This is a genomic window from Agrobacterium sp. 22-221-1 (assembly GCF_053522445.1).
The window spans coordinates 45,694-71,739 of sequence record NZ_JBNWCL010000023.1 but is presented as its reverse complement, the minus strand read 5'-3'; the positions used below and the strand labels follow the sequence as shown (position 1 = coordinate 71,739).

The 26,046-nt window shown below is 57.1% G+C and carries 29 protein-coding genes and 1 tRNA gene; 9 read left to right on the top strand and 21 right to left on the bottom strand.

Translation table 11 applies throughout. The features are described from left to right. Positions 1-85 precede the first annotated feature (85 nt). Both ACQZ5N_RS23970 and ACQZ5N_RS23965 read left to right on the top strand, forming a co-directional pair. Positions 86-910, top strand: coding sequence for a hypothetical protein (locus ACQZ5N_RS23970; protein WP_448734323.1), 825 nt, complete (start codon positions 86-88; stop codon positions 908-910). Between the two features lie 58 nt (positions 911-968). Beyond that, the gene (locus ACQZ5N_RS23965; protein WP_080854093.1) at positions 969-1,295 is read left to right on the top strand and encodes a hypothetical protein; all 327 of its coding nucleotides are present in this window, start codon (positions 969-971) and stop codon (positions 1,293-1,295) included. Positions 1,296-1,712: 417 nt separating this feature from the next. Here ACQZ5N_RS23965 and ACQZ5N_RS23960 read toward each other — a convergent pair whose 3' ends face one another. Next, a complete protein-coding gene (locus tag ACQZ5N_RS23960; RefSeq protein ID WP_137396274.1) occupies positions 1,713-2,027 on the bottom strand; it encodes a hypothetical protein in 315 nt (104 codons plus the stop codon). Positions 2,028-2,040: 13 nt separating this feature from the next. Next, complete coding sequence (locus tag ACQZ5N_RS23955) at positions 2,041-2,328, bottom strand: hypothetical protein (RefSeq protein ID WP_034499648.1); 288 nt, start codon at positions 2,326-2,328, stop codon at positions 2,041-2,043. Positions 2,329-2,631: 303 nt separating this feature from the next. On the opposite strand from ACQZ5N_RS23955, the gene ACQZ5N_RS23950 reads away from it, so the two are divergent. Both ACQZ5N_RS23950 and ACQZ5N_RS23945 read left to right on the top strand, forming a co-directional pair. After that, positions 2,632-2,979 (top strand): hypothetical protein, encoded by a 348-nt coding sequence (locus tag ACQZ5N_RS23950; protein WP_080854091.1) that lies wholly within the window; start codon positions 2,632-2,634, stop codon positions 2,977-2,979. A 143-nt stretch (positions 2,980-3,122) separates the two neighbouring features. Continuing rightward, entirely contained in the window at positions 3,123-3,401 is a 279-nt protein-coding gene (locus ACQZ5N_RS23945; protein WP_080854849.1) for a hypothetical protein, read from the top strand. Between the two features lie 92 nt (positions 3,402-3,493). Here ACQZ5N_RS23945 and ACQZ5N_RS23940 read toward each other — a convergent pair whose 3' ends face one another. The 4 genes from ACQZ5N_RS23940 to ACQZ5N_RS23925 all read right to left on the bottom strand — a co-directional run bounded on the left by ACQZ5N_RS23940 (position 3,494) and on the right by ACQZ5N_RS23925 (position 7,021). Then, entirely contained in the window at positions 3,494-3,916 is a 423-nt protein-coding gene (locus tag ACQZ5N_RS23940; RefSeq protein ID WP_233283574.1) for a hypothetical protein, read from the bottom strand. Positions 3,917-4,121: 205 nt separating this feature from the next. After that, the gene (locus tag ACQZ5N_RS23935) at positions 4,122-4,937 is read right to left on the bottom strand and encodes a DUF6236 family protein (RefSeq protein ID WP_080854090.1); all 816 of its coding nucleotides are present in this window, start codon (positions 4,935-4,937) and stop codon (positions 4,122-4,124) included. Positions 4,938-5,393: 456 nt separating this feature from the next. After that, on the bottom strand, positions 5,394-6,605 hold the full coding sequence (locus ACQZ5N_RS23930; RefSeq protein ID WP_080854089.1) for a hypothetical protein: 1,212 nt from the start codon (positions 6,603-6,605) through the stop codon (positions 5,394-5,396). A 221-nt stretch (positions 6,606-6,826) separates the two neighbouring features. Beyond that, the gene (locus ACQZ5N_RS23925; protein WP_080854088.1) at positions 6,827-7,021 is read right to left on the bottom strand and encodes a dehydrogenase; all 195 of its coding nucleotides are present in this window, start codon (positions 7,019-7,021) and stop codon (positions 6,827-6,829) included. A 168-nt stretch (positions 7,022-7,189) separates the two neighbouring features. Here ACQZ5N_RS23925 and ACQZ5N_RS23920 point away from each other — a divergent pair, with 168 nt between their 5' ends. Then, complete coding sequence (locus tag ACQZ5N_RS23920; RefSeq protein ID WP_205529284.1) at positions 7,190-7,570, top strand: hypothetical protein; 381 nt, start codon at positions 7,190-7,192, stop codon at positions 7,568-7,570. Positions 7,571-7,573: 3 nt separating this feature from the next. On the opposite strand, the gene ACQZ5N_RS23915 is transcribed toward ACQZ5N_RS23920, so the two are convergent. From ACQZ5N_RS23915 to cpdR, 4 genes are all read right to left on the bottom strand, one after another. Continuing rightward, positions 7,574-7,858 carry a hypothetical protein gene (locus ACQZ5N_RS23915; protein ID WP_080854087.1) on the bottom strand — a complete coding sequence of 95 codons (285 nt, stop codon included), beginning with the start codon at positions 7,856-7,858 and terminating at the stop codon, positions 7,574-7,576. A gap of 21 nt (positions 7,859-7,879) precedes the next feature. After that, complete coding sequence (locus ACQZ5N_RS23910) at positions 7,880-9,115, bottom strand: hypothetical protein (RefSeq protein ID WP_137396275.1); 1,236 nt, start codon at positions 9,113-9,115, stop codon at positions 7,880-7,882. A gap of 207 nt (positions 9,116-9,322) precedes the next feature. Then, positions 9,323-9,397, bottom strand: a tRNA-Val gene (locus ACQZ5N_RS23905). 81 nt (positions 9,398-9,478) lie between these two features. Then, the gene (cpdR, locus tag ACQZ5N_RS23900; protein WP_003497910.1) at positions 9,479-9,841 is read right to left on the bottom strand and encodes a cell cycle two-component system response regulator CpdR; all 363 of its coding nucleotides are present in this window, start codon (positions 9,839-9,841) and stop codon (positions 9,479-9,481) included. A gap of 182 nt (positions 9,842-10,023) precedes the next feature. Here cpdR and ACQZ5N_RS23895 point away from each other — a divergent pair, with 182 nt between their 5' ends. Beyond that, positions 10,024-10,908 (top strand): N-formylglutamate amidohydrolase, encoded by an 885-nt coding sequence (locus tag ACQZ5N_RS23895; protein ID WP_425645791.1) that lies wholly within the window; start codon positions 10,024-10,026, stop codon positions 10,906-10,908. A gap of 319 nt (positions 10,909-11,227) precedes the next feature. Further along, positions 11,228-12,004, top strand: a complete 777-nt coding sequence (hisN, locus tag ACQZ5N_RS23890; RefSeq protein WP_448734322.1) for a histidinol-phosphatase — start codon at positions 11,228-11,230, stop codon at positions 12,002-12,004. 21 nt (positions 12,005-12,025) lie between these two features. Here the strand turns inward: hisN and ACQZ5N_RS23885 are convergent, their stop codons facing one another. Then, positions 12,026-12,967 (bottom strand): alpha/beta fold hydrolase, encoded by a 942-nt coding sequence (locus ACQZ5N_RS23885; protein ID WP_448734321.1) that lies wholly within the window; start codon positions 12,965-12,967, stop codon positions 12,026-12,028. Between the two features lie 379 nt (positions 12,968-13,346). Here ACQZ5N_RS23885 and hspL point away from each other — a divergent pair, with 379 nt between their 5' ends. Next, on the top strand, positions 13,347-13,829 hold the full coding sequence (gene hspL, locus ACQZ5N_RS23880) for a heat shock protein HspL (RefSeq protein ID WP_003519731.1): 483 nt from the start codon (positions 13,347-13,349) through the stop codon (positions 13,827-13,829). A gap of 65 nt (positions 13,830-13,894) precedes the next feature. Here the strand turns inward: hspL and ACQZ5N_RS23875 are convergent, their stop codons facing one another. After that, a complete protein-coding gene (locus ACQZ5N_RS23875; protein ID WP_448734320.1) occupies positions 13,895-14,914 on the bottom strand; it encodes a bile acid:sodium symporter family protein in 1,020 nt (339 codons plus the stop codon). 98 nt (positions 14,915-15,012) lie between these two features. Here ACQZ5N_RS23875 and ACQZ5N_RS23870 point away from each other — a divergent pair, with 98 nt between their 5' ends. Further along, entirely contained in the window at positions 15,013-15,873 is an 861-nt protein-coding gene (locus ACQZ5N_RS23870; RefSeq protein ID WP_448734319.1) for a LysR family transcriptional regulator, read from the top strand. A gap of 5 nt (positions 15,874-15,878) precedes the next feature. Here the strand turns inward: ACQZ5N_RS23870 and glpK are convergent, their stop codons facing one another. The 9 genes from glpK to ACQZ5N_RS23825 form a co-directional block, all read right to left on the bottom strand. After that, entirely contained in the window at positions 15,879-17,378 is a 1,500-nt protein-coding gene (gene glpK, locus ACQZ5N_RS23865; RefSeq protein ID WP_448734318.1) for a glycerol kinase GlpK, read from the bottom strand. A 69-nt stretch (positions 17,379-17,447) separates the two neighbouring features. Next, positions 17,448-19,169, bottom strand: coding sequence for an ABC transporter substrate-binding protein (locus ACQZ5N_RS23860; RefSeq protein ID WP_003519735.1), 1,722 nt, complete (start codon positions 19,167-19,169; stop codon positions 17,448-17,450). Between the two features lie 75 nt (positions 19,170-19,244). Continuing rightward, complete coding sequence (locus ACQZ5N_RS23855; protein WP_003519736.1) at positions 19,245-19,538, bottom strand: DUF2160 domain-containing protein; 294 nt, start codon at positions 19,536-19,538, stop codon at positions 19,245-19,247. 2 nt (positions 19,539-19,540) lie between these two features. Then, a complete protein-coding gene (locus tag ACQZ5N_RS23850; protein WP_003519737.1) occupies positions 19,541-20,461 on the bottom strand; it encodes a carbohydrate ABC transporter permease in 921 nt (306 codons plus the stop codon). Between the two features lie 3 nt (positions 20,462-20,464). Further along, positions 20,465-21,331: a carbohydrate ABC transporter permease gene (locus ACQZ5N_RS23845; protein WP_035261095.1), complete on the bottom strand. Its 867-nt coding sequence runs from the start codon at positions 21,329-21,331 to the stop codon at positions 20,465-20,467. 2 nt (positions 21,332-21,333) lie between these two features. After that, on the bottom strand, positions 21,334-22,404 hold the full coding sequence (locus ACQZ5N_RS23840) for an ABC transporter ATP-binding protein (protein ID WP_059758107.1): 1,071 nt from the start codon (positions 22,402-22,404) through the stop codon (positions 21,334-21,336). Between the two features lie 12 nt (positions 22,405-22,416). Next, the gene (locus tag ACQZ5N_RS23835) at positions 22,417-23,487 is read right to left on the bottom strand and encodes an ABC transporter ATP-binding protein (RefSeq protein ID WP_059758110.1); all 1,071 of its coding nucleotides are present in this window, start codon (positions 23,485-23,487) and stop codon (positions 22,417-22,419) included. Positions 23,488-23,523: 36 nt separating this feature from the next. Next, positions 23,524-25,047, bottom strand: a complete 1,524-nt coding sequence (gene glpD / locus ACQZ5N_RS23830) for a glycerol-3-phosphate dehydrogenase (RefSeq protein ID WP_448734317.1) — start codon at positions 25,045-25,047, stop codon at positions 23,524-23,526. Between the two features lie 108 nt (positions 25,048-25,155). Further along, a complete protein-coding gene (locus ACQZ5N_RS23825) occupies positions 25,156-25,929 on the bottom strand; it encodes a DeoR/GlpR family DNA-binding transcription regulator (protein ID WP_020812079.1) in 774 nt (257 codons plus the stop codon). Positions 25,930-26,046: the final 117 nt, after the last annotated feature.

Genomic DNA, 26,046 nt, shown 5'->3' with positions numbered 1-26,046 from the left:
TGCCCCCGTCGCTCACCGCGTTGGGGGAAGGTTCACATGGCTCAATTCTCAATGGAAATTATGCGCCTAACCGGCTCAGTTCCGCGTGGAAACCAACAGTCAGAACCCTTGGCGAGACGATACGGGTTACAGCAAGGTTTATCAGGCGATTTTGCTTGTACAAGCTGCGCACCCGACCATGACGCTTGTCGACACCAATGTGCAGTTCACGTCGCGGGGAAAACCCGGGGCACTCTATCGTGACAATATCCACCCGAGTGACACGTCGGCAAACAGCGCAGGAGCACAGCTAATTTCTGATACGCTGCTCGCGGCTTATCAGTCATCCAAGGCCGCAGCCTACACAACGCCCGCATGGCCCCTCATCTCGGCGCCAAATCTCATCGATAATGGCGGGTTTACGGACTGGTCGGGCGCTGTCCCGGCAAACTGGTCGCTCGCGGGATCGGGGACTTCGTGCACCAAGGATATAGATGTCAAGTACGGTGCGGCGGCCTATTCTATGGCGCTGACGCCGAGCCTGACCGTGAACGGCCAGCTAACTTACTTGCAGAAATATCTCTCGAACACGGAAATGGCGAGGATTGCGGGCAAGACCGTCGATGTTGCCATTCTGGTTAGGGGGAGAGTCACCCAGCCCAGAGTTTACGCGAGCTTCAGCGTCCCCGATCAATCAGCATCTCCCGCCATCCGCACGTACGTCATGGGCGATTTGCTCAATTGCAAAGACGGTTGGATGTGGCTTGTCGCGTGCGGTATTCCGGTCGTCAACAACCCGGCCGAGACATGGAAATATTTGCGTATCTTCCCGGCTTTCGACGTGGTCACTCCGTCAAGCTCTGATCCGCTTAATATCCAGCGCGTTCTGGTAACTGAGGGTCTTTCGCCCAAGGGGCTTATCGCGGCTTGATTTGTTCCCCCTCGACCTATGCCGAGGCTCTTTTTTACTCGCATCGCAAGGGCTAATCATGCACCTTACTGACCTCCTCGACGCCATTGGGATTAAACTCGGTGTGCTTATCGCCGGCCTTGCTGGAGGCCTTCTGCGCGCGCTGTCGCGGCAGAAATACACATGGCGCGAAATGCTGGCCTCTCCAGTGTGTGGCGCTCTGGCGGCTGCATATCTCACCACGCCGCTCCTGCACTACCTCTACAGCATCAATTGGCCTCTGCCGGAGGATCCGATTGCAACGATGAATGCTGCGGCTTTTCTGACCGGAGCGAGCGCGATGTGGATCTCGGATCTTATTATAGAGGCGATGCAAAGATGGGTGAGGGGCGGGAAGTCTGCGTGATTGAGGTCACTACATAGCGTCAGCGTCATAACCATCGTAGAACGGCGGGCGAACTATATGAGAACATCCGCGTCCATTGGACTAAATTAGATTTTCCTCAATGAGAACATCAGCTTGCCTCTATCAAAAGCCGCTCCAGATAGCTGGAAGCGGCATGCTTGATGAAAAGAATAGAGTACGAGTTGCCAATATTCGGGAAAGTATGTGAGCTAAAAATACATCGCCCGTTCCCATGAAACGCTGAGATTAATGAAACTTGTCCTTCAGCCTGTCAATTACAGATCCAGGATATGCTTAATCGGTGAGCTTTTAGATATCAGAGACCTACGGCAAGGCCGAATAGCTGGCCACCTTCAAACAATCAGTGTCGAAAAATACAAAAGCCTTCCCCGCAAGAGCGGGGCTCGCAGGTTATCTTTATTCCGGGAAAAATCTTATGAGCTGGGTCTTCATAAGCGTATCGCGACTCGCCGCATCAAAGGAAATGCAATGTTCAATATTTGTGCGTAACTCTGCGGGCATTTCTGGTCCGCCGGCTTTCAGGAGCTTGTCGCCCATCGCGAGAAGAGCCGCCAGTTCGACACCGCATCGGGACGTAGACATAACAGTTGCTCCCGCTGGACCGGGTCGTATTTCTTCAAGGTCGTTGCTGGCGGTATAAAGCGTCAACAAATACCAGATCAGAAAGAAAGCGGACCAAAGCATCATGCTTCCAAGAACATATGCGCGCACAGGTGTTTCCCCGCTATCTGCCGAACCCCGGAAGACCTTGGATTGCATACCTCGGGAGTGGTCTGCGAGAGGGCACACGTTCCCGTTTCTGTACCCCGAACAGGAACAGCATTTCTCCTTTGAGTTTGGAAGGGTCGGTCATTCCACCCTGAAAAAGATCAATTATCTTGCGGGTGGCCTTGTTGAATGACCGGTCGTCATCCGAGCGCGTGTCGATTTCAAAGCCGGCATCTGACAACAGGGACCGCAACATATTCAGATCGTGAGACGAAATCGGGCCGTATTCTTGTGTGGAAGACATCGTGTCCTCCTTTCGTTGGGGCCAAGGGATTTCACCTTGAAGCGGTAACGCCCTTTAAAAAAGCTACCGAAGGAACGAGCCTGCGCGTTTTAAGGTTCATTAGCAAGGGAATTCCAATGTGCTAGAACGCAGCCGCCGCTCAATAATGACCAGCGAATGGCTGGTGAACTTCGCTGGGGCTTTCCAAAACCGTATTCGCTTGCGTCTTAAGCTATTCAGGCGCACTGTAAGGCGTCGGTAGCGATGTCACGGGCACTACTGGTTGAGGGTCGGTTACCCTAGCCCCAACGAGAGGAGGACATTATGTCTTCCCACCCCAGTTTTGCAGCCATCTCCCCGGAAGAGATGGAGATGATCCAGTCAGTTTTGAAGAGTGCGGGCTATAACGCCACATTGCTGGGCAATGACCAGCGACAATTCAACACGGCCGCGTTTCTTGTAATGAGACTGTTTCTTGCGGGAGAAACATCTGCCGATGCTCTCGCAGCACAATTGAAACGCCGTCTTGGGAATGCGGACTCACTCACTCAATCCTACCAATCACGGCCTGTCCTTGAGACCATCAGAAGTGTCCCGCGCAACACGATATACGTCCTCAGCTTTTTCAGGAAGGCAAGTGGTCGATCAATTGGGGCTAATAAACAATCCTGAAAGAACGAAGCCGGCACTACAGGCAATCCCGTTGTTAGTCCCTCTCAGGGTCCGAAATCCGCATAGCGAAGAGCAGCGACAGGCAACCGTTGATGATTTCGCGGTTCAGTCAGAGTTATCGCGTCAGGAAAGAGTATACCGGTATGAAAGAAAGAACGACATACAGCGAAGTCACCTTCTCGAATCCGTTTGTAGTTGGGGGACTCGTGGTGCCCCTGGAAGCTGGAACATATCGTCTGGTTGTTGATGAACAGCTTGTTGAAGGCCTTAGTTTCCCTTCGTACCAACCAGTAGCAGTACACCTTGAGATACCCGCAATCTCGGCACAAACAGTCAAGCGCCAGTTTTTGCAGGTGTCCGCTGCTGAGATTGAGGAGGCACTGCAAGAAGACGCCAAATCGCAAGGTGGTGCGTCCAATTAATGATAAAACGTGCTTCAGATGGATGGCGGGTGCGCGGGTCATTTTGTTTCCAACTGGCCTGAAAAGAGACCCGCCGCAGCTCATTTTTTACTTCACCAGCCGCCAGGCCGCGACATCGCGCTTCGATGGCCACATAGGCTGCCATCCGCCGCTCGGTCGTAGTAGGAGTAACAGTTGCCGGGATAGGATCTCGTCGGATAGCCGCCCCCGCAATTGTTGTTGGCGCAAACAGCGACTGCCGTCCCGACCAGTGCGACAGCAACCAAAGCCGCGGCCGCCGCATCTTGGCTCTGAACCATCTGAGGACAATCATAAGCTTGAACGCCGCGCCGATTCAGTTCTTTCAGAATATCTTGCTGAAAGACTGGATCTTGGCTCTGCAAATATGTGCGACAGAGCGTCGGTTTATCGATCGACTTCGGATTGGCGTTAAATGCTTCGCGCGAAGTGGTGCATGCGCTCAAGGCACACGAAATGAACAGGGCGCCAAGCACCCGCAAATATATAATTGTCAAGAAAGCCCCCAATATAGTCCCCGCTAATACAAAACACGCAGAGAGATTGGAGTCGAGTCTACTCAACTAGAATTTTCATTAGGGGAGTTAAAAAAACTCCGGCGGGGAGGGCTTTAATTCGTGCTAACCTTACAGAAGGTGCACGAAGGAATGGGTGGAGGGGAAGATCCGCCCGCGTGGCATATCTGGATGCATTCTCACGCGGCTATCGGAAAACTTCATTTCCATATGACGTGAGATAACGGAAAGGGCTGAAACTTTTCTTTGGATTTACCGCGCCTAAAATATTCGACACAGAGACGCTGGCGCCGGCAAGAATGGTGTTGCCCACTATTGTGGACATGGAAGCGCCGAAGGCGAAGCTGCCGGTTGCGGCCACGCCGGCCGCAAATAGGTTGAAGTCAGCCGTGAGGCTGTAAAGCCGGTGAGCAAAACCTGCCTCGATGGTGACTTCCAATTGCTCCCGAACTCCACGCGCGATCTTTTCAAAAGCGATATGCTGGGCGAGGGGCTTATCTGGAGCTGCTGTCACCGAAAGATAGCATTCATCAATGTAGGCCAACAAGGCGTCGCACTCATCCTTACGCCGCTCTCGGAACTCTAAAATCTCTTCGATCGGAACTTCCTTGTCCGGCACAGGGAGCGCATTAACGAGTTCAAATCGCAGCGCCCGGCCTTTTTCTGGCTCCGGCCCTTCCCAAGCTCCAACCCCAGATGCAACTGCCCAACAGCCTGGGGAGGCTTTCTCCAGCTCTTCAAATGTCTTTGCCCGCGTGTATATCATTATCTGCCCAGCATTGCCGTTTGGGGACTGTACGCGATGGCGTGTAAACACCTCCTGAGATTCTAGATACGATAGCTCAATTCCCAGCTCATTCATGATGATAGACGTTTGTGGATATGCCAGCTTGTCCCAAAACAGGCACCAAAACCGAACAAGGCTAGGGTCGGTTGAGCCGCCAATGTTGATCCCTTGTTGCCCCAAGACCTTTATCTGTGGTGTAACAATAATACCGCGCAAATTTTTATCCTCATCGCTGATCGAGATGGCAGGCCAAGCAAGAAACCCCCGTTTGTTTCGAACGCAATCTCCCCACCTTCGACTCTTCCAACGGCTCAAAAATCATCTGCACATGCTACGGTCAACGTAGCTCTTATTGCCGCTGGCAGTCAGATAATAGCACCCGCCACGAGAACCGGTATGGTACTGCCGGAATACAGAGGGACGTCGGGGCTTGGTGGGCGCGAGGTATCCACCGCCTGAAGCGCGCGCACCGCAGCGTTTGCCGTCTGCCGCGATGCTACCAGGCGTAGGGCAATTGCCACTGCTGTTTACACTCGGAACGGAGATCGCCGCCGCCGCGCTGAAGTTATCCGCCGCAACGGTTGACCCTATCGTGAGCCCACGAGCGAAGAGCTGCACGGTTAGCGCCATAATCGATCTAGTCAGGCCTCGCAAGCCATGGGAAATATTTCTCTAGTCGGTGGGTGAGGCCGCATCCGTCGCCGCGCGATCCCGTCTTCTTCCCCATGAAAAAAGGTCGTGCCAAGGGGTGCCGGGCGTGTGGCTCTCAACAAAACGGATAGGCGCTTCATCGATACGATCAAGTGCTGACCCGAACAGTCGAGCAGAAAATGCTGGGTCGATCCTTGCTGCCTCGCGGCGGTAACCTTCGTACGCCTTTGCAACTGAGGCTTTGAAGGCATAGTCTTCCGCGAGGCGGAACCTATGACCAATCTGCTTTGTCGCTATCCAAGCGAACCATACGGGCCCGGCAATAGAAATCAATGCCAACACGAGAGCGACGTTGAGGCGTTCGGCTGGAACGTTTTGTATCATCAGATCTTGCAGCGCTCGGACGCGGAACGTGCCGACAACCGCGCCAGCTCCAAGAGCTAGGACCAGGCCTGCAACCCAAATTCCCATTGATCTCGATAATTCTTGAGCCCGGGTCTGAAACGCTTCCCCTAGGCCCCTTGTTGTAGCGGCGCTGTAAGCATCCTCGGTATTTTTCAGTAACTGTGCTGCCTCAGCCTCCTTCTGTTTCATCGCCTCCACATAGTCATTGATTTGGTCCAGCGCCGTCTTGGCTATCCCTTCGTTCTTTTCAACCGATGCCCGTAGCTCCAACACCGCTTGACGCGCCTCGCGCAACTCGTCCATGTCAGTCGGCAGGGCCGTTGCGGCGTCATGTGCCGCGTTGATCTCGGCAATCTTGCTGCCAAGCTCACCAAAGTCAGTGTCGAATTTTTTAATTCGACTTTTATATGAGAGAAGTTTCCCGGAAATTTGTTTGGGGAGCTGTCCAGCTTCTATCGATTTTTCCCAGTCGGTATTTTGAACGAACAGCGGGCCAAAGAATGATGAGATGTGGTCCAGCAGCGTTGCATACATGGGTACCGCGAATGACCCATTTCCGGTAAAAAATTGCGGCAGTGTGTTCGCCTTGAATTCGGCTATCTTATTTAGGGTCGGCTGCGGATCAAATTTCGAACTTAATCTGTTGTGGTCGCACCCGTCCAAGCGAGCGGCGAGCGCAGTAGCCATATTTGCCAAGTCGTGCCGATTGAGAGCAGGATGGTTCCAACCATACACCGAAACGAGCGTCCGATCGTCCGCACTCAAGGCTCTGATGCTCGCATCGATATCCCGTAACGCCGCGCTGATTTTGCTGATCCGCTCATCCATGACCTATCCCCCTTTTTGTGGCGAACGGGAATATAGTAGACGCGGGTAAATTTCTGGTTGAATTTAGTTCAGTGATAGACAGTCGGGCGCCGCATTTTATTTACTCGGATCCGACGAAGTGATCTTCTGGTGGGCGCTGCGGAACAAAGATGCCCGTGGGCTTTGGCGGCAGATTGTCGTTGCTGCCGCCGGTAAGATCGATCCCGCGAAGGTGGCGCATATCATTTCCGCTCGGCGTCCGGTTTCCACCCTCTCGTGAATCCCTTGCCCATCGCTGCGGTCGCCAATGCGAGCTGCATCCGCAAATGCTGGATGTCTTCCATCAGGGTTTCTATCGCAGCGCGGCTATCGCCATCGTGCCATGCAATGATGTGATCCACCGGATCGGCTTCCGGTTCTCGTCTCTCTGGGCGCACGTTCTCATTCTCCGGTTCAAGAGTTCAAATCGTCCCTGATTTTACGAAAGGCACACGCCGCCGTGCCAAGCAATGTTCTAATTATGTTCTGGTTTGGGATAGAGTCAAGCAAGGGCATAAAGATTCATTGGATGACTGCTCACCGCCCTACAACAGAAGGATCTAACAATGCCAGACCGGGATTTCCCGCCGGTGAAGATTACAGAAATGATCACTCACGATGAGCTCATTGAACGTTGCCCTTGGCTGACCGCTCAGATCGTGAACAAGTGGCGCCGTACTGGAGCTATTCGCTTCTTCGGTGGCAAGAACGGAATGATCGTGTATGCGATCAGTGACATTGAGCGAGCTATTACGGAAACGCTAAACGCGTCACTTGAAATTTATAGAGGACCACCACGTTCACCCAGCGCGTCTCGTGACCACGCTTCTGCCGTCTCCCGCGAGATGAGCGAAGCCGATAAGATTAGAGAAGAAATGTGGCTGCGGGAGCTCAACGAGCGGAAGTTCCCCGCGCACAAAAGTCCCAGCCACAAACCCAGCAAATGAACGTTATCGCTTCTTTTTACCCTTCTCCAGCCGATCAAGAAGTTTCTCTGTATCGCTCTCGGTCCAGCCCGGTTTTGAAGATGAGGTGGCGCCCTTAGGCCGAGGTTTCGCCGCCGCAATCAAAATCTCTATGTCCTCCGGCATAAAGAACATAGCTTTGCCGATGATCCGACAAGCGCCAACCTTTCTGGCAAATTCACGCAGCGTGCGTTCAGAGAGATGAACGCCTCTCTCCTGCATTTTCGCGACCACGCTCGCTGGTGTTATTGCATCTGAAAAATCTGCCACCTGTGTTCCTCTGGGTTAAAGCTAGTCGTCCCAATAGCTCATCTTTGGTGGCGGATCGCCTTCTGGATCGTGGAGTGGATCAGGATTTGCGAAGAGCTGCTTGGCCTCTAAAGACGCCTGAATTGTCTGGACACTCGTTTGCTCCTCAAGCCGCATCAGCCGCTCATCAGCCCACTTAAGCATGCGCCGGTAGTCCGCCGGAAGCTCTTCACAATCGGGGACGTTGGCAATTGTATAACGCAAATCGTCCGCTTCACGGCGGGCATCGGCGATACCTTGCAAAAAGGCAAGACGGTCACTTTCACGCTTTGTGCGCTGCTCCGCCATTTTTCGCCGTGACGCCATGTAAGCTCGGCGCGCAGCTGCTTGGCGAGTACTTTCTTCGCGCTCCATCTCGGCAACATGATTTAAGCGAAAACTCTCGACCATCTTTTCCAGGTGGTCTTCGATAGGTTTGGCATCAGTATCTATCCATTCCCGTTTCACCCCTTCCACGTGTCCATAAATCTGGAGCTTGATCCGACCAATGTGAACGTAGGAAAAGTGCTTCCAACCTGATCTTGAAACCTCGGTAATCCGTTTTCTCGGAGCCTCGATCCGGAAATTTACCGTTGTACCGTCCTTTGAAAAGCCTATTCGGCTACTTTCGCCGTCGAACGTGAATCCGAAATAACTGAGCTCCTGCGTTAAAGCGCTCAACAGTGCCCCCACTCGGGTGACGTCTTTCGGTGGGACCTTGACGTACTTGTGGTAAACGAACCCGTCTCTGTCGGCTTCACAAGTCCTGAGTGCCGATACGAACGATTGGACGTCAGACTGCAGCTTGCTAGCCGTCTTCTTTCCAACCCGTTCTTTTTCAACAGGCAAAGTCTCGGGGGCGTGAGTGATCGAAGGACCAAGAAGAGGGGCCTGATTCAAGACAAGCGACATTCGCTCATTTTCGATCTCAATCTCCCGTTTGGCAGTCTCCAGAACCTCCAAGAGATATGCGCTTGGCCGACGCGGTTGTCCGCTACCTATTCGAACGTGATGAAGCGCAGTGTTTTCGACCGGCCGCAGCGGCGTTCTCTTAACGGTTTGGCCTGCTTCAACTCTCGCCCAATATCCTCTCGATGGAACGGGAACGAGATGTCTCTGGCACGTCTTTGCCAAACCTCGATCTGATAGGCCGTATGTCTCTGCCAGCTTCTGCATAGGCGTCGACCATACCAGAGCGTAAAGCTCCTCGCGGCTCATTGAGCGTTTCGGTTCTTCCATGAGCGCCTCCATTCCGGACGAGAAGCCATAAGGCCCCCTCACCCTCTGTACGCCATCGGGAAGTAGCCATTTTGACAATCCAACAAGTTGGAGATTGATGGATAGGATGCGCGCGCTCCGAATTAGCCAGGTTCGATGAACCTTGAGGCCACTATGTAAAAAGGCCCTGCGATTTCTCGCAAGGCCTTGATATTAAAGCAATTCGGATGGTGGGCGTGACAGGGATTGAACCTGTGACCCCTACGATGTCAACGTAGTGCTCTCCCGCTGAGCTACACGCCCTCCGTGGCGGCGGATAGACCACAAAACCGGTTCATGCGTCAACTGCTTTTTTTCGGTTTTGTGAAGGTTTTTTGAGAGGCCTTACGCCACAAGGAGTTTGTTGACCTCATCCACCAGATCGCGCAGATGGAACGGCTTGGAAAGCACCTTGGCGTCCTTCGGAGCCTTCGAATCGGCATTCAGCGCAACGGCTGCAAAGCCGGTAATGAACATGACTTTCAGGTCCGGGTCGAGTTCGGTCGCGCGCCGCGCAAGCTCGATGCCGTCCATTTCGGGCATGACGATATCGGTCAGCAGAAGCGAAAAGGGCTCTTCGCGAAGCCGGTCATAGGCGCTGGCGCCATTGTCGAAGGAAGAAACCTTGTAACCGGCTTTTTCCAGCGCCTTGACGAGGAAGCGGCGCATATCGTTGTCGTCTTCAGCGAGAAGAATTTTCTGATTCATCATAAGTGACCGTAACTACTCAATGTTTGGAATACCCTAGCCCGATTATAGGATTTTCACGGTAAATATCCTGTGAACGCGTGAATCGGTATAGCGCTGATTGGGCGATAGTATGGACTTGCCGCGCCGTAACTGGCAACATGAACATCCTGATAGTTTTACGACATGGTAAATGACCCTGAATGGACTGGATAACGGGTGAATATGAGCTGTTCGAAGTAACGGAACCTGCCGTTCAAACCCTGCCATTCGTCTATAATTCCCCCCATAGCGGCCGCTGCTACCCGATTTCCTTCCTGGAGTCGGCAAGGCTCGATTCGCATGAGATCCGCCGCTCCGAAGATCACTTCGTCGACGAGCTGTTCGCGGCGGCACCGGAGATCGGCGCGCCGCTTCTCAAAGCGAATTTCCCGCGCGCCTATCTGGACGTCAATCGCGAGCCCTACGAACTCGATCCCCGCATGTTCGAAGGCACGCTTCCGCCTTATGCCAATATCGGCTCCATGCGGGTCGCCGGCGGTCTGGGAACGGTGCCGCGCATCGTCGCCGAGAATATGGATATCTATGCCCACCGCCTGCCGGTCGACGAGGCGCTTTCGCGGATCGAGACGATCTACAAGCCCTATCATGCCTGTCTGCGCCGCCTGCTGTCTCGCACCCACGCCAATTTCGGAATGGCGGTGCTGATCGATTGCCACTCCATGCCGGGCAATATCCGCGTTGCCGGTTCGAATCTCAGGCCGGATGTGATCATCGGCGATCGCTACGGCACCAGCGCATCCCAGGAAGTCTCCCGCGCCGCGCTGCATTTCCTTGAGGAGCTGGGTTTCGTCGCGGTCTGCAACAAACCCTATGCCGGCGGCTTCATCACCGAACATTATGGCCGACCCATCCGCTCTCTCCATGCGCTGCAGATCGAGGTTAACCGGGCGCTTTACGTGGACGAAAAGACGCTTTTGAAAAAAGCCGATTTTCCCGCCATTCAGGCGTCGCTTGAAATCTTCATACGCCAGCTCGGCGCCTTCGTTTCCGAATATGCGATAGAAACGTCGCTCGCTGCCGAATAGCAGCTCGAATTATCCGCTATATCAATCTTTTATCCCGGATGGTCTGGCGGCCCGCCGGACAAAAAAAACCGCGCCTTGGCGCGGTCAAGTCTAGGGAGGAAACACCCAAGGAGGGTATTTACAGTCAAAGACTGTAGGATCACGCTACGCAGTAATTGCACAATTGTCAATCATTTTATTTTATGCATATTTTTTAGGCTTATGCTGAAAATATGGAAACACCGGCGCCTTCATTCGTATGAGTGGACGGCGGATGCGATTCCGGTCTATGCATTGCCCCATAGAATTCAGACCCAATATTCAGGCAATGAGGTTTCGCATGCTGCCCGACCGGGATTTCTTCTTCAAACTTGCCGATGCCGCCAGCGCCGAAACGCTTCCCCGCTTCCGCACGGGCATTGCCGTCGCCAACAAGCAGGATGGCGGCTACGATCCGGTGACGGAAGGCGATCAGGCAGCAGAAACAGCCATTCGCGCCCTGATCGAGGCCCGTTTTCCGCAGCATGGCATTCTGGGCGAAGAACACGGCAATATCGGTCTCGACCGCGAGCATATCTGGGTGATCGACCCGATCGATGGCACCCGCGCTTTCATTTCCGGCGTGCCGGTCTGGGGCACGCTGATCGGCTTCCAGTCAGCCGGCCGCGCCGCCATGGGCATCATGGACCAGCCCTTCACCAAAGAGCGTTATTTCGCCGATGGCGAGGCGGCGTGGTATTTCGGACCGGATGGCGAGCGGAAAATCCGTACGCGCGACTGTGCTTCGCTGTCAGACGCCGTGCTGTTCACCACAAGCCCCCACATCTTCACCGCGGAAGAGAGGACCCTGTATGAAAAAGTGCAGGATCAGGTTCGCCTTTTCCGATACGGCGTGGATTGTTACGCCTATTGCCTGCTTGCGGCCGGCCACGTCGATCTGGTGATCGAATCCGGCCTGAAGCCCTATGATGTCGGCGCGTTGATTCCTGTCATCGAACAGGCCGGCGGCATCATGACGACCTGGGATGGCGGGCGTCCGGAAAATGGCGGCCGCATTCTCGCAGCCGGCTCAAAGGCGGTGCACGAACAGGCGCTCGCCATTCTCTCAAAACTCTGAGGCAGCCCGCTTAAGCGGTCATCACTCCGGCGCGAAAAAGGCGTCGATGGCCGCCAGCGCCTGTTTGCGGAAAACGTCACGCTCATGCAGCAATTCGTGGCGCGCACCGGTGATCGGAAGAAGCTGCGCTGCCCGGAAATTGCGTGAGAGTTCCTCCTGCGCCTTATAGGGCGTGATGGTATCCAGCATCGGCGCCAGAATGAGGGTCGGAATGGTGATATTCGTCAGATGGTCCTGACGGACCACCCGTCCCATGGTCTTCAGCGCCTCATAGACCCAGCGCGCCGTCGGCGCACCGATGAAAAGTTCCGGAAACTGCCTGTGCAGCGAGAGATTTCTTGTAAAACGTCTGGCGTCCGAGGTGAGCGGATTGCCGTCGAAATCCCGCTCCCGCTGATCCTTGCCGAGCTGCACCCGCCCAAGGCCAACGAGACTTAGAGCCGTCGCCACCGCCCGAATGACGGATGAGGGGACGGATTGCTGGCTGTCCAGCTCGATGAAGGGCGAACAAAGCGCCAGACGGTCAATCCGGTTCGACAGGCCGGGCGCGGCGGCAAGCGCTGCAAGCGCGCCGGTGGAATGTGCGACCATGAAGAATGGCAGCCGCGTATCCGGCAACACCACCTGTTCGAGAAAAAGGCTGATATCACGCTGATAGTCGGAGAACCGCCGCACATGCCCGGCACCCGGTTTTTTCAGCAATCTTTCGGAACCGCCCTGCCCGCGCGTATCGAAGGTCGCAACCCAGAAACCCATGGCGGTGAGATCACTAATCGTTTCGAAATATTTCTCGATACATTCGTTCCTGCCATGCAGCAGAACCACGGTTCCGCGAGCCACCTGGCGGCTGGCGCGAAAGATCGCGTAGCGAAGCTGTTTGCCGCGATCGCCGGTAAAATATCCGACGGTATGGTTGTCGGGAACCGGGTTGTCTTCGCTCTCGCGCAATGTGGCTTCGATCATCGGTCTTTTCCGGCTTTTCTGCCTTTTCGGGATAGGTCGGCGGCGCGGGAAGGTCAAAGAAAAAATTGCCGGAACCGTCGGTTAAAGCAGTCGCGGTTCCGGCGAATAAGACAGAAGAAGAAGGGACGTTATTGCTTCTGTCCACGGAGAATGTCTCCGATGACCGATGTTTTATGGCTCTCAAACTGAACGATGCCGGAACCTGACGTTCAGCCATGGTTCATGTTGCTTTCGCCTTTTCACGCCCCCTTGACGCAGCGGCAGGCCATTCCCATCTCATTCATGCGGTCGCCAGAACGGGACCGCGCCACATGTCCGGCCGTCGCCAGAACGGGACGTCGGGCTTAACCGCAAACAGTCGCTTCTTAAGGAGGACACCATGCGTCACGTTGATTTTTCCCCCCTCTATCGTTCCACCGTCGGCTTCGACCGTCTTTTCTCGATGCTTGACGGCCTCGGCCAGCCCGAACAGGCCCAGTCCTATCCGCCCTACAATATCGAGCGGACCGGCGAAAACACCTATCGCATCACCATGGCCGTTGCCGGTTTCGATGAGAACGAACTCAGCATCGAATCCCGCGCCAATGCGCTGACCGTGAAAGCCGAGAAATCCGCGGATGAGAAATCCACTGAAGGCGAGTTTCTCTATCGCGGTATCGCCACGCGCGCTTTCGAACGTCGCTTCCAGCTTGCCGACCATGTCGAGGTCCAGACCGCTTCCCTGAAGAACGGCCTGCTCCACATCGATCTCGTCCGCAATATTCCGGAAGCCATGAAACCGCGCCGCATTGCGATCTCGTCCGACAGCGCCGATGCGCCGAAGACCATAGAAGCCCAGATTTCGCCGGCTCAGGTCAACTAAGCTTTCCTTCATGCAAAACGAACGGCCCCTTCATGGGGCCGTTTTATTTGCGGAGAACCCTCGCGTCAGCGGCTGGAAGCGGCCGCGCCTTCCGCGCCTGCTGGTTCCGGCATCGCCGCTTTTTCATGGGCCTTGCGCGCGTAACGCTGGGCCAGAACCGCGCAGACCATCAACTGAATCTGGTGGAAAAGCATGATAGGCAGGACGATTGCGCCGATGCTCTGGCCGGCGAAGATGGCGCCCGCCATGGGCACGCCGCTGGCGAGGCTCTTTTTCGAGCCGCAGAAGGTGATGGTGATTTCATCAGCCTTGTCGAAACCCAGCAAACGGCTGCCGAACATTGTCACGCACAGGACAAGCGCCAGCAGCAGGATATTGATGACGATGACCACGCCGATATCCCTGAGCGAAAACGTGTGCCAGATGCCTTCGATGACCGCATCGGAAAAAGCCAGATAAACGACCATCAGGATGGAGCCGCGATCAACCGGAGCCAGCAATTTCTTGCGCGCCCTGATCCAGTCGCCAATCCACGGCTGCAGCACCTGACCGACGATGAAGGGCAAAAGCAGCTGCAGGAAGATTTGCAGGAAAGCATCCAGCGAGAATCCGCCGCCATGGCCGCCCACCGTAAACAGCAGGCCGACCAGCAGCGGGGTCAGGAACATGCCGAAAATATTCGATGCGGAAGCCGAACAGATCGCAGCCGGCACGTTTCCTCCAGCCATGGAGGTGAAAGCGATGGAAGATTGCACGGTGGATGGCAGAACGCAGAGAAACAGCACACCCATATAGAGCGGCGCAGGCAGAATATTCTCGGGAATGAAGCCGATCGCCACGCCGAGCAGCGGGAACAGGCCGAAGGTGACGAGAAGGATCGCCAGATGCAGACGCCAGTGCAGGATACCGGCAATCACCACATCCCGGGAAAGCCGCGCGCCGTGGAGGAAAAACAACAACGCGATCGCAAGTTTCGTCGCCAGCCCGAAATACTCCGCCGGCTCACCGCTGATCGGCAAAATGGAGGCCAAAATCACGGTGGCGACCAGCATCATGGTGAAGCGATCAGGTAGGAAGCGGGTCATGGGAGATCTTTCCGGCATCGGTTTTGCTTGAAACGCGCGCTACTATCGCTCATCATGAATTCCGATGCAAAGATTAACAGTTATCGCGATTCAGGATAATGCTGAACCTTCAACATCTTGCGAGCTTCGTGATGCTTCAGCAGACCGGCAGCTTCACGCTGGCGGCCGAACGGCTGGGGATTGGCCAGTCCACTGTCAGCCAGCATATTCAAAGGCTTGAGGCCGCACTTGGGCGCCGGCTGATCGCGCGCAGCACCCATCAGGTAAAACTGACGGGTGAAGGTGAGGCGCTGCTGGGTTATGCCCGCAACATGCTGGAAATCGACAGCAAGGTGTCGTCGCTGTTTAGCGAGAACCGTCTGCGCGGGCGGTTGAGGCTTGGCGTTTCGGAGGATTTCGTCGCCAGCCGGCTGACCGCCATTCTGGAAGAGTTCATCCGCCTTTATCCCCTCGTAGATCTGGAACTGACGGTTTCGCTGAGCGGCGTGCTTTACCAGATGCAGGATAATGGCGAACTGGATGTCGTGCTCGCCAAACGCCGGCTCGGCGACAAGCTCGGCCACTTTCTCTACCGCGAACCGCTCGTATGGCTGGCGCGCGACCCGGAGCGAATGCTGAACCAGCCGGATGCCCTGCCGCTGATTGCCTTTCCGCCGCCGAGCATCACCCGGAAGGCGGCGCAGGAGGCGCTCGACCGGGCCGGCCTCGCCTGGCGGATCGTCTGCACCTGCGGCAGTCTCAGCGGCCTGACCGCCGCAGCAAGGGCGGGCATGGGAATTTTGGTGCAGCCGCGCAGCATGGCGCCGACAGGCCTGAAGGAGATTGCCGCAGGCGTGCTACCGCCGCTGGAGGACGTGGAATTCGTGCTTCAACCGAGCAAGGGTGCGGATGCGAAGCTGGTGCGCGCCCTTTCCGATCTCGTTTCCAGCAAGAGCATCGCACCCGGCAGTTTCGTATAGCCTGTTCAATTCTCCCGTCGCGACAGGCAGCGGCCGACACTGTCGCGCCAGCCGGCAATGGCGTCTTTCCGTTTAGCCTCTTCCATTGCGGGGCTGAAACGGCGGTCACGCCGCCAATGTTCAGCAAAGGCCTTGCGGTCCGGCCAGATGCCGGCGCGCGAGGCGGCAAGCCAGGCCGCCCCGAGAATGGTCGTTTCCAGGAAGACCGGCCGGTCGACCGGTGCCGCAAGAATATCCGCCAGCCGCTGCATGGTCCAATCGGAAGCGACCATACCGCCATCGACCCGGAGCACCGTCTTGCCATTGTCACCCGCCCAGTCCTTGCGCATGGCGTCCAGCAGGTCGAAGGTCTGATAGGCGACGCTTTCCAGCGCCGCGCGGGCGAATTCCGCCGGACCGGTGCCACGCGTCAGCCCGAAAATCGCACCACGCGCCTCCGCGTCCCAATAGGGCGCGCCAAGGCCGGTGAAGGCCGGAACCAGATAGACACGCTGATTGGCGTCAGCCTTTTCCGCAAGCGCACTGACCTCGGAAGCGACCGAGATGAAACCAAGTTCATCGCGCAACCACTGCACGGCGGCACCGGCAATGAAGATTGAGCCTTCCAGCGCATAGGTGGTGACACCGTCGAGACGGTAAGCGATGGTTGTCAGCAGCCGGTTGGTGGAGGCGACGCGATCCGTGCCGGTATTGAGCAGCGCAAAGCAGCCCGTGCCGTAGGTGGATTTCATCATGCCCGGCTCGAAGCAGGCATTACCGATCACCGCTGCCTGCTGATCGCCGGCGACGCCAAGGATCGGAATTTCCGCGCCCAGCAGCGATTTATCGGTCACGCCGAAATCGGCGGCGCAATCCAGCACCTCCGGCAGCATGGCGCGGGGAATGTCGAGGATCGACAGGAGTTCATCGTCCCATGTATTTTCCTCGATATTGTAGATCAGCGTTCGCGAGGCATTGGTGGCGTCGGTCACATGGCGACGGCCGCCGGTGAGACGGTAGATCAGGAAACTATCGACCGTGCCAAAGCAGATTTCGCCCTTCACGGCTTTTTCGCGAAGGCCGCTGACACTATCGAGAAGCCATTTCAGCTTCGTGCCGGAAAAATAGGGATCGAGCAGCAGACCGGTCTTTTTCGAAAAAAGCGGCTCCAGCCCCCTTCTTTTCAGATCCTCGCAGACGGGAGCGGCGCGGCGATCCTGCCAGACCACGGCCCGATGCACGGCCTCGCCCGTGTTCCGGTCCCACAGCATCGTCGTTTCGCGCTGGTTGGTAATGCCGATCGCTTCGATATCGGAGGCGGCGATGCCGGCATCGGCAAGCGCCAGGCGGATGGTTTCGAGCACGCTTTTCCAGATATCCTCGGCATCGTGTTCGACCCAGCCGGAGGCCGGAAAATGCTGCGGAAATTCTCGCTGTCCGACACCGATGACCCGCATGTCGCGATCAAAGACCATCGACCGTGTCGATGTCGTTCCCTGATCGATCGCCAGAATATAACCGCCCATCATGCAACTCCCTTTCAGACGCAATGACCGGGGCGGCAAGCCGCCCCGGTTTCAGATTTTACGCAGACATTACTTCTGCCAGCTTTTGACCAGTTCGTCGTAATTGACGGTGACCGGCTTTTCCTTTTCGTTGGCAATCTTCAACTGCGGCGCCAGATTGCCCTTCGAAACCGCATCCTTGTTCCAGTATTCGATATCGTGCTCTTCCGCCAGTTTCGGGCCGATATCGCCCTGCACGCCGGCGCGTTCCAGACGGCTCATGACCTTTTCCTGCTCGGCGCAGAGAGAGTCCATCGCGGCCTGCGCGGTTTTCGCACCCGACGAAGCATCGCCGATTGCCTGCCACCACAGCTGCGCCAGCTTCGGATAATCCGGAACGTTGGTGCCGGTCGGCGACCACTGCACGCGGGCCGGCGAACGATAGAACTCGATGAGACCGCCGAGTTTGGACGCCCGATCCGTGAAGCTCTTGTGGTGGATGGTGGTGTCGCGAATGAAGGTCAGGCCCACATGGCTCTTCTTCACATCCACGGTCTTGGAGGTCACGAACTGCGCGTAGAGCCAGGCGGCCTTGGCGCGGTCGTCGGGGGTGGATTTCATCAGCGTCCACGAACCCACATCCTGATAACCGAGCTTCATGCCGTCCTTCCAGTAGACGCCGTGTGGCGAAGGTGCGACGCGCCATTTCGGCGAACCGTCCTCGTTCACGACAGGCAGGCCGGGCTTGGCCATATCGGCGGTAAACGCCGTGTACCAGAAGATCTGCTGGGCGATATTGCCCTGCGCCGGCACCGGCCCGGATTCGGAGAAGGTCATGCCCTGCGCTTCCGGCGGCGCATATTTCTTCAGCCATTCGAGATATTTCTCGATGGAATAGACCGAAGCCGGACCGTTGGTATCGCCGCCGCGCGCCACGCAGGAGCCGACCGGCTGCGACTTGTCGTTGACCTTGATGCCCCATTCATCGACCGGCAGGCCGTTCGGCAGGCCCTTGTCGCCGTTGCCGGCCATGGAGAGCCAGGCATCGGTGAAGCGCCAGCCGAGCGACGGATCCTTCTTGCCGTAATCCATATGGCCGAAGACCTTCTTGCCGTCGACATCGCGGCCGGTGAAGAATTCGGCAATATCCTCATAGGCCGACCAGTTGACCGGCACGCCGAGGTCGTAACCATATTTGGCCTTGAAGTCGGCCTTGTTCTTTTCGTTGTTGAACCAGTCGTAACGGAACCAGTAAAGGTTCGCGAATTGCTGGTCGGGAAGCTGGTAGAGCTTCTTGTCCGGCGCCGTCGTAAAGGCGCTGCCGATGAAGTCCTTGAGGTCGAGGCCGGGATTGGTGACGTCCTTGCCTTCATTGGCCATGAAGTCGGTCAGGTTGCGCACCTGCTGGTAACGCCAATGCGTGCCGATGAGGTCGCTGTCGTTGACCCAGCCGTCATAAAGGTTCTGGCCGGTCTGCATCTGGGTCTGGATTTTTTCGACGACGTCACCTTCCTGGATCAGGTCGTGCGTGACCTTGATGCCGGTAATGGCGGTGAAGGCCGGAGCCAGAACCTTGGATTCATATTCATGGGTCGTCAGAGATTCGGAAACGACCTTGATTTCCATGCCCGCGAAGGGTTTCGCGGCATCGACAAACCATTGCAGCTCCTTTTCCTGATCGCCACGCGAAAGCGACGAAAGATCGCCGATTTCCTTGTCCAGAAACTGCTTTGCTTCCTCCATTCCGGCGAAAGCGGAACCCGTCATTGCCAGCAGCATGGCCGCCGTCGTCGTCATCAGATGCCGTCGCATATCAGTCCTCCCAGGGGTTTGCGATTGCATGAAGTCTGCGGGTGCGGTTTTCCTCCGCCGCACCGTTTTCCTGCTCTAGACAAAACGGAAAACGCCGATGGCGTAAACCAAGGATAGAGCGAGAGCCCACCACAGGTTCGGGCCGACCAGCCCGAGCCATGCGAGATGAATGAAGGCGCTGCCGAGCAGCGAAATGAACAGCCTGTCACCGCGCGTGGTCTCGAAACGCAAGAGGCCGAAGCGGGGATTGCCGCCGGGCGAAAGATATTCCCAGAACCACATGCCGACGAGCAGCAGCGCAATCGCGCCGAAAAAGGCCGCCGTCTGCCAAGTCCACGCCATCCAGGTAAAATCGGGCATCTTCGTCATGGTCAAACCCTCCCGAGCGCGAAGCCCTTGGCGATGTAATTGCGCACGAACCAGATCACCAGCGCGCCGGGGATCAGTGTCAGCACGCCGGCGGCGGCAAGCAGGCCCCAGTCCATGCCGGCGGCAGAGACCGTGCGCGTCATGGTCGCGGCAATCGGCTTGGCGTCTGTCGTCGTCAGCGTGCGGGCGATCAGAAGCTCAACCCACGAGAACATGAAGCTGAAGAAGCAGGCGACACCGATGCCGGAAGCGATGAGCGGCATGAAAATCTTCACGAAGAATTTCGGGAAGGAATAGCCGTCAATATAGGCGGTCTCGTCGATTTCCTTCGGCACGCCGGACATGAAACCTTCGAGAATCCACACCGCCAGCGGCACGTTGAACAGGCAATGCGCCAGCGCCACGGCGATATGCGTGTCGATCAGCCCGAAAGCCGAATAAAGCTGGAAGAAGGGCAGCGCGAAGACGGCGGGCGGGGCCATGCGGTTGGTCAAAAGCCAGAAGAACAGGTGCTTGTCGCCCAGAAAGCGATAGCGCGAGAAAGCGTAAGCCGCCGGCAGCGCCGCCGCGACCGAGATCACCATGTTCATCACGACATAGATGATCGAATTGATATAGCCCGAATACCAGGATGAATCCGTGAAGATCGTCCGGTAGTTCTGCAACGTCGGCTGATGCGGATAAAGCGTCATGGAGGAGACGATTTCCGTGTTCGTCTTGAAGCTCATATTGACGAGCCAGTAGATCGGAACAAGCAGCAGCAGGATATAGATCGTCGGCACCAGCCAGGAAAAACGCGACGGCCCATGGTGGCGACGCCGCGCATTGACGGCAAGGCCGGATCGTCCCGTCGCAGTGGCTCTCACCGGCGAACTGCCGATGCCGTTGCGCTCCACGCTTGTGGTGACATTCGAGGCGCTCATGTCTCAAGTCTCCGCGTCGTGGCTGGTCATGACGGTGTAGAACACCCAGGACAGCAGCAGGATGATGAGGAAGTAGATCAGCGACATGGCCGCCGCCGGCCCGAGGTCGAACTGGCCGAGCGCCATCTTCACGAGATCGATGGACAGGAAGGTGGTGGAATTGCCCGGGCCGCCGCCGGTGACGACGAAAGGCTCGGTATAGATCATGAAACTGTCCATGAAACGCAGCAGGAAAGCGATCAGCAGCACCCGCTTCATCTTCGGCAGCTGGATGTAACGGAACACCGCAAAACGCGACGCGCCATCGATCCTGGCTGCCTGATAATAGGCGTCGGGAATGGAGACGAGGCTGGCATAGCACAAAAGCACGACAAGGCTCGTCCAGTGCCAGACATCCATGATGACGACCGTGATCCACGCATCGACCGGATCGTTGACATAGTTGTAATCGAGCCCGAGCTGATTGGCGTAATAACCGAGCAGGCCGATATCGCTGCGGCCGAAAACCTGCCAGATCGTGCCGACGACATTCCACGGCACCAGCAGCGGCAGCGCCATGGTGACGAGGCAGACCGGCACGCCGATGCCGGATTTCGGCATCTTGAGCGCGATGAAGATGCCGAGCGGAATTTCAATCGCCAGGATGATGCCGGAAAACAGCAGGTTGCGCCCCAGCGCATCCCAGAACCGGTCCGAGGCCAGAATTTCCTCGAACCATTGCGTTCCCGCCCAGAAGAACTGGTTATTGCCGAACGTATCCTGCACCGAATAATTCACGACGGTCATCAGCGGAATGACGGCGGAAAAGGCGACCAGCACCAGCACCGGCAGCACCATGAACCATGCCTTGTTGTTCCAGCTCTTTTCCATGGTCAGGCCCCCATCTTTACACGCCACGAGTCGGCGAAGACGCCGATGGCGGCCGGATCGAAGCGAACACCCGCTTCCGCCGGGATTTCCTCGTCTTCGGCAACGACGATCGCGAGTTTCTGGCCGGCGAACCGGGCGCGCACGATTTTCTGCCGGCCGATATCCTCGACCTTGTCGACAGTGATGGGCATTCCGCCCCGTTCCAGCCGGACGAATTCCGGGCGGATGCCGATCTCGATGCGTTGCGCTCCGTCAACCTTTGGCGCACCGGCCAGCGGCACACCAAGGCCGCCGACCATTGCGGTCGCGCCGTCGATACTGGCGGGCAGCACATTCATGCCGGGCGAGCCGATGAAATAACCGACGAAGGTATGTCCCGGCCGTTCGAAAAGCTCAGCCGGCGTGCCGATCTGGACGATCTGACCGTCATACATGACCACAACCTTGTCGGCGAAGGTCAGCGCTTCGGTCTGGTCATGGGTGACATAAACCATGGTGAAACCGGACTGCCGGTGCAGCCGTTTCAGCTGCGAGCGCAGCACCCATTTCATATGCGGGTCGATCACCGTCAGCGGCTCGTCGAAGAGGATGGCGTTGACATCGGAGCGGACCAGCCCGCGCGCCAGCGAAATCTTCTGTTTCTGATCCGCCGTCAAACCACGCGCATGGCGTTTGGCCATGCCGGAAAGATCGGTCATTTCGAGGATTTCCCGCACCCGGCGGTCGACCTCGGCTTCCGGCACATGCCGGTTGCGCAACGGAAAGGCCAGATTGTCGTAGACCGTCATCGTGTCGTAGACGACCGGGAACTGGAATACCTGCGCAATATTGCGGTCTTCCGTGGCGAAATCCGTCACGTCCGTTCCATCAAAGGCGATGCGGCCTTCGGAGGGGCGCAGCAGCCCGGAAATGATATTGAGCAGCGTGGTCTTGCCGCAACCGGAAGGGCCGAGCAGCGCATAGGCGCCGCCGTCCTCCCATTCGTGATGGACTTCCTTCAGCGCATAGTCGCCGGCAGCCTGCGCCTTTGCGTTATAGGCGTGTCGGATGTGATCGAGCGTGATGCGTGCCATGACCGATCTCTCTCAAGCCGCTTCGCCGATGGCGCGGCCATTCGCGTCAAAGGCCATCAGGTGTTTTGTATCGAGAAACAGCTCTATGTCCCTGTCCGGCTCGATATCGTGAATGCCATGCGCGAGCATGACCCAGCGCCGACCCGAAAACTCCACATGCACGAAGCTTTCCGATCCGGCGATTTCCGAAATCAGCGTCCGCGCCCGGATCGACTGGCGGGCCTCGCCCTTCGCCTGCGGGAAAAGATGATGCGGCTGGAAAGCGATGGTCAAAGGTCCATCCGGCACGGCGGCAAGATGCGCCGGCACCGCAATCACCGCCTGGTCGGCACGGGTGAATGCACCGCCCGCCTTGACGACCTCGATGGTGTTGAGCGGCGGGTCGGCAAAAATTTCCGCGGTGACGATATCCACCGGACGCCGGTAAACCTCGATGGTACGGCTGAACTGCGTTACCCTGCCCTCGTTGAGCGTTGCGGTATTGCCGCCCAAAAGCAGCGCCTCGGAAGGTTCGGTGGTGGCATAAACGAAGATGGCGCCGGATTCGGCGAAGATGCGCGGCAGTTCCTCGCGCAGCTCTTCGCGCAGCTTGTAATCGAGATTGGCCAGCGGCTCATCGAGCAGCACCAGATTGGCGTTTTTGACGATGGCGCGGGCGAGTGCTGTGCGCTGCTGCTGACCGCCGGAAAGATTGAGCGGCGTGCGGTCTAGATAGGGTGTCAGCTTCAGAAGCTCGGCGGCTTTCCTCACTTCCCTGTCGATGGTCGCCTGGTCCTTGCCGGCAACGCGCATGGGCGAGGCGATGTTTTCGTAAACGCTGAGCGCCGGATAGTTGATGAACTGCTGATAGACCATGGCAACGTTGCGCTTCTGCACCGGCCATCCCGTCACATCTTCGCCATTGAAAAAAATCGAGCCGGCGCTCGGCTTGTCCAGCCCGGCCATCAGCCGCATCAGCGTCGTCTTGCCCGAAAGTGTCGGTCCAAGCAGGACGTTCAGGCTTCCGCGCTGCAACGTCAGATCGGTCGGGTGAATATGATATTCACCGCCAACCATCTTCGAGACGTTTCGCAATTCAAGCATGGTGATCCAAAGCCTCCTCCGCTTTTATCCGGATCGTCAGATTGCCCTTAAGCGCCCACCTGCAATGTCTTCGACATAATCCTCCAGCCCACGCACCTCTTCCGGGGTAAAAAAGAGCCCCTGCTTGGTGCGGCGCCACAGAATATCTTCCGCCGTCAGCGCCCATTCCCGCGCCATCAGCCAGCGAACCTCAGCCTCGTAGAGCGTACCGCCGAAATACCGCCCGAGCGCCGCCGCCTCTGTGGCATTGCCGATCAGTACCGCCGCATCCGTTCCGTAGCAGCGCACAAGCCGCTCCGCATGACGCTCTTCAAGAAAGGGGTAACGCGACCGCAGCGCCGAAACTTCCGCGGTGTAGGCCTCGGCGCCGAAATTTCCACCCGGCAAATGCGAGCCCGCCGTCCATGGCGCGCCCTTTTCACCCAGCGCATCGCCGATTTTTTCAAGAGCATGTTCGGCAAGCCGCCGATAGGTGGTGAGCTTGCCGCCGAAAATATTGAGAAGAGGCGCTTCGCCTTCCGCCCCTTCGGTTTTCAGCACATAATCGCGGGTCGCTTCCTGCGCTTTCGATGCCCCGTCATCGAACAGCGGGCGCACACCGGAATAGGTCCAGACGATATCCGCCGGCTCCACCGGTTCAGCGAAATATTCGCTCGCCGCATTGCAAAGATAGCTGATCTCCTCGTCGCTGATCTTAACAGCCCGGGGGTCGGCGGTATAGTCGCGATCCGTCGTGCCGATCAGCGTAAAGTCCTGTTCGTAAGGAATGGCGAAGATGATCCGCCCGTCCGGATTCTGGAAAAAATACGCACGCGGATCGGAAAATTTCTTGCGCACGATGATGTGGCTGCCCTGCACCAGACGGACATTATGGACATTGTTTTTGCCGAATGCCGAGGACAGCACCTTGTCCACCCAGGGACCCGCGGCATTCACCAGCATGCGCGCCCGGTAGGTCTTGGCCTCTCCGGCCGCATTTTTCGTTTCGACCCGCCAGAAGGCGCCTTCGCACCGGGCCGAAACCACCTGCGTGCGGTTGAGGATGAGCGCGCCGCGATTGGCGGCGTCGCGGGCATTCAGCACCACCAGACGGGCATCGTCCACCCAGCCATCCGAATATTCGAAGGCGCGGGCAAAAATCGGTTTCAAGGGTTTCCCGGCGGGATCGCGGCGCAGATCGAGCGAGCGGGTCGCGGGCAGAAGCTTGCGGCCGCCGAGATGATCGTAGAGAAATAGCCCGAGCCGCACGAGCCAGGCCGGACGCACCCCGCCCTTCTGGAACGGCAATACGAAGCGCATGGGCCAGATGATGTGCGGCGCCATGGCCCACAGCACCTCACGTTCCATCAGTGCTTCGCGCACCAGACGAAACTCGTAATGTTCGAGATAACGCAAACCGCCATGGATAAGCTTGGTGGCGGCGGATGAGGTGCCGGAGGCGAAATCGTTCATTTCCGCAAGCGCGACGGAATAGCCCCTGCCGACGGCGTCACGCGCGATGCCGCAGCCATTGATACCGCCGCCGATCACGAAAATATCGTGGATTGCCTCGTCAGACATGAATCCTCCCGCGCTTTCATCGACGCTCTCCTCATCGATATACTGAAAGCACGGACATCTAATTCGAAGATAAAACGAATGTCAAACGAAATTCATAGGCCGTCCCGATTAGGACTCGACCATCTCGGTTTCGATCAACCGGACGTCATGATCGGCACAGATGGACCGGATCGAATCCACCGGACAATGATCGGTGATGAAAGTATGCACCTGGGAAAGATGGCCGATACGAACCGGAGCCGTGCGCTCGAATTTGAGCGAATCCGACACCAGAATGACATGGCGCGCATTGGAGATGATTGCCTGCGCGACCTTAACCTCACGAAAGTCGAAATCCAGCAAAGCGCCATCCTCATCGATGGCCGAAACGCCGATGACCGCAAAATCCACCTTGAACTGACGGATGAAATCCACCGCCGCCTCGCCGACGATACCGCCATCGGAACCGCGCACGACGCCGCCGGCAATCACCACCTCGATACCGGGGAAAACCCTCAACCTGTTGGCAACGTTGATGTTGTTGGTGATGACCATCAACTCGTGATGATCCGCCAGCGCTTCGCCCACGGCTTCGGTCGTCGTGCCGATATTGATGAAGAGTGATGAGTTGTTGGGGATGAGGGCGGCAGCGGCGGCGCCGATCGCCTGCTTTTCGGAAGAGGCTATCGCCCGACGCGCCTCGTATTTGACGTTTTCATTGCCGCTTGGAAAAAGCGCGCCGCCGTGGATGCGGGTCAGAACCCGCGTATCGCAGAGATCGTTCAGATCCTTGCGGATCGTCTGGGGGGTGACTGAGAACCGCGCCGCCAGCTCGTCGACCAGCACCCGCCCGTTCGCTTTCGCCAGCGCAACGATTTCATCCTGACGCGGTGTGAGCAGCATTTCACCCTCCCTCCTCTTTCAATTTTTTCGTTTTATTGAAGAGCGAACGAAAAACCAATGTCAAGGGACGGTTTTGCAGTAGCGATAGCAGCGGGATGAAAACAGGGCGTGAACCCC

What these genes read in the sequence shown, in the direction of transcription:
- ACQZ5N_RS23965 (WP_080854093.1), top strand. Translation starts at nt 969, where the DNA reads ATGCACCTTACTGACCTCCTCGACGCCATTGGGATTAAACTCGGTGTG.
- ACQZ5N_RS23955 (WP_034499648.1), bottom strand. Translation starts at nt 2,328, where the DNA reads ATGTCTTCCACACAAGAATACGGCCCGATTTCGTCTCACGATCTGAAT.
- ACQZ5N_RS23950 (WP_080854091.1), top strand. Translation starts at nt 2,632, where the DNA reads ATGTCTTCCCACCCCAGTTTTGCAGCCATCTCCCCGGAAGAGATGGAG.
- ACQZ5N_RS23945 (WP_080854849.1), top strand. Translation starts at nt 3,123, where the DNA reads ATGAAAGAAAGAACGACATACAGCGAAGTCACCTTCTCGAATCCGTTT.
- ACQZ5N_RS23930 (WP_080854089.1), bottom strand. Translation starts at nt 6,605, where the DNA reads ATGGATGAGCGGATCAGCAAAATCAGCGCGGCGTTACGGGATATCGAT.
- ACQZ5N_RS23920 (WP_205529284.1), top strand. Translation starts at nt 7,190, where the DNA reads ATGCCAGACCGGGATTTCCCGCCGGTGAAGATTACAGAAATGATCACT.
- ACQZ5N_RS23910 (WP_137396275.1), bottom strand. Translation starts at nt 9,115, where the DNA reads ATGGAAGAACCGAAACGCTCAATGAGCCGCGAGGAGCTTTACGCTCTG.
- cpdR (WP_003497910.1), bottom strand. Translation starts at nt 9,841, where the DNA reads ATGAATCAGAAAATTCTTCTCGCTGAAGACGACAACGATATGCGCCGC.
- ACQZ5N_RS23895 (WP_425645791.1), top strand. Translation starts at nt 10,024, where the DNA reads ATGGACTGGATAACGGGTGAATATGAGCTGTTCGAAGTAACGGAACCT.
- hisN (WP_448734322.1), top strand. Translation starts at nt 11,228, where the DNA reads ATGCTGCCCGACCGGGATTTCTTCTTCAAACTTGCCGATGCCGCCAGC.
- ACQZ5N_RS23885 (WP_448734321.1), bottom strand. Translation starts at nt 12,967, where the DNA reads ATGATCGAAGCCACATTGCGCGAGAGCGAAGACAACCCGGTTCCCGAC.
- hspL (WP_003519731.1), top strand. Translation starts at nt 13,347, where the DNA reads ATGCGTCACGTTGATTTTTCCCCCCTCTATCGTTCCACCGTCGGCTTC.
- ACQZ5N_RS23875 (WP_448734320.1), bottom strand. Translation starts at nt 14,914, where the DNA reads ATGACCCGCTTCCTACCTGATCGCTTCACCATGATGCTGGTCGCCACC.
- ACQZ5N_RS23870 (WP_448734319.1), top strand. Translation starts at nt 15,013, where the DNA reads ATGCTGAACCTTCAACATCTTGCGAGCTTCGTGATGCTTCAGCAGACC.
- glpK (WP_448734318.1), bottom strand. Translation starts at nt 17,378, where the DNA reads ATGGGCGGTTATATTCTGGCGATCGATCAGGGAACGACATCGACACGG.
- ACQZ5N_RS23860 (WP_003519735.1), bottom strand. Translation starts at nt 19,169, where the DNA reads ATGCGACGGCATCTGATGACGACGACGGCGGCCATGCTGCTGGCAATG.
- ACQZ5N_RS23855 (WP_003519736.1), bottom strand. Translation starts at nt 19,538, where the DNA reads ATGACGAAGATGCCCGATTTTACCTGGATGGCGTGGACTTGGCAGACG.
- ACQZ5N_RS23850 (WP_003519737.1), bottom strand. Translation starts at nt 20,461, where the DNA reads ATGAGCGCCTCGAATGTCACCACAAGCGTGGAGCGCAACGGCATCGGC.
- ACQZ5N_RS23845 (WP_035261095.1), bottom strand. Translation starts at nt 21,331, where the DNA reads ATGGAAAAGAGCTGGAACAACAAGGCATGGTTCATGGTGCTGCCGGTG.
- ACQZ5N_RS23840 (WP_059758107.1), bottom strand. Translation starts at nt 22,404, where the DNA reads ATGGCACGCATCACGCTCGATCACATCCGACACGCCTATAACGCAAAG.
- ACQZ5N_RS23835 (WP_059758110.1), bottom strand. Translation starts at nt 23,487, where the DNA reads ATGCTTGAATTGCGAAACGTCTCGAAGATGGTTGGCGGTGAATATCAT.
- glpD (WP_448734317.1), bottom strand. Translation starts at nt 25,047, where the DNA reads ATGTCTGACGAGGCAATCCACGATATTTTCGTGATCGGCGGCGGTATC.
- ACQZ5N_RS23825 (WP_020812079.1), bottom strand. Translation starts at nt 25,929, where the DNA reads ATGCTGCTCACACCGCGTCAGGATGAAATCGTTGCGCTGGCGAAAGCG.